General features: G+C 74.2%; 2 protein-coding genes. Both read left to right on the top strand.

The features are described from left to right. A partial coding sequence (locus VQ02_RS34260; protein WP_048448749.1) for a TetR/AcrR family transcriptional regulator occupies nucleotides 1–611 on the top strand: 611 nt, incomplete at its 5' end. A gap of 123 nt (nucleotides 612–734) precedes the next feature. Continuing rightward, nucleotides 735–1,374 (top strand): CYTH domain-containing protein (locus VQ02_RS34255; RefSeq protein WP_048448748.1); only part of this gene is annotated, 640 nt, incomplete at its 3' end.

The raw sequence follows: 1,374 nt of genomic DNA, 5'->3' as shown, positions 1-1,374 counted from the left end.
CGGCCCGGGCCGGCGACCGGATCCGGGCGGCTGCCCGCGACCTGTTCTACAGCCGCGGCATCCGGGGCGTCGGCGTCGACGAGATCGTGGCCCGGGCCGGGGTGACGAAGCCGAGCCTCTACCGCGGCTACGCCTCGAAGGACGCGCTCGTCGTCGCCTGCCTGGCCGATTACGACGCCACCCTGCGCGGCCGCCTCGACGAGGCGCTCGCCGCCCATCCGGGCGACCCGCGGGCGGGCCTCGTCGCCTTCCTCGCCGGGGTCGCCGGGCGCAGCGCCCGGCCGGGCTTCCGCGGCTGCGGCCTCACCAACGCCCTCGTCGAGTATCCGGAGGAGGACCATCCCGCCCGGGCCGCGGTGCTCGACAGCAAGCGCACCCTCCACGCCCGTCTGTCGGAGATCGCCGGAACGATCGGCGCGCGGGCGCCCGACCGCCTCGCCGATGCCCTGCTGCTGCTGCTTGAGGGCGCCTTCGCCTGCGGGCAGATCTTCGGCGCCGAGGGGCCGAACCGCTCGCTGGCCGCCGCCGCCGAGGCCCTGATCGAGGCGAGCCTCCCGAAGGCTCGTGACGGCTCGGCCCCAGCGTCGAACAGGCTCGATTCCGCGCCATAGAATTCCGGCAATAAACCGGGGGGCAGCGGGGACGTGGTCTTGATTTCGTCGCCTTGATGGGTCGATACGCGAGAGTTGACGCCGATCGCGGCCTGCGGCCGCGACCCCCGTGGAGTTGAGCGTATGACCCTCGTACGACGTTTCCAGGTTGCGCCGGCGCTGGTCCGCCTGATCCGCAAGGAGCGCGGCTCCTCCCGCATCACCGAAGGATACTTCCCGCCCCAGGCCGGCCGGACGTCGTTCGTGCGCGTGGACGGCGGGCAGTGCCACCTCGTGCTCGTGACCTCCGACGGCGGCTCGTCGAGCGAGGAGCGCACCGAGGTGCCGCGCGCCCACGGCGACGCGCTCCTCGACGTCTGCGCCGGCCGCGCCGCCTACGACCGCACCCAGGTCGCCCTCGGCAACGGCCGCGACGCCCTGATCGACCGCTACGTCGCCCCGGGATCGGTCGACGTGGTCACCGTGGTGTTCGAGAATCCCGACGAGGCGAACGGCTTCGCCCCGCCGCCGTGGTTCGGCCCCGAGGTCAGCGCCGACCAGGCCTACGAGGGCCGCAGCATTGCCCTCCAGGGCGTGCCGCAGCCCGGCGAGATCGGACTGTCCAACGCCGCCCTCGACGCCGTGCTCGACCTGATCGAGCCGCGCTACGGCTTCGGCCGCTACGCCGCACCGAGCCGCAACGGCGAGGAGACCGGCGTGGTCAACGCCCTGCGCCGCCTCGCCACTGCGCCGACTCCCGAGCCGGCGCCGCCCCCGCCGCCGG

The sequence above is a fragment of the Methylobacterium variabile genome (assembly GCF_001043975.1).
Lineage (GTDB): Bacteria > Pseudomonadota > Alphaproteobacteria > Rhizobiales > Beijerinckiaceae > Methylobacterium > Methylobacterium variabile.
This window is presented reverse-complemented; position numbering and strand designations above follow the sequence as displayed.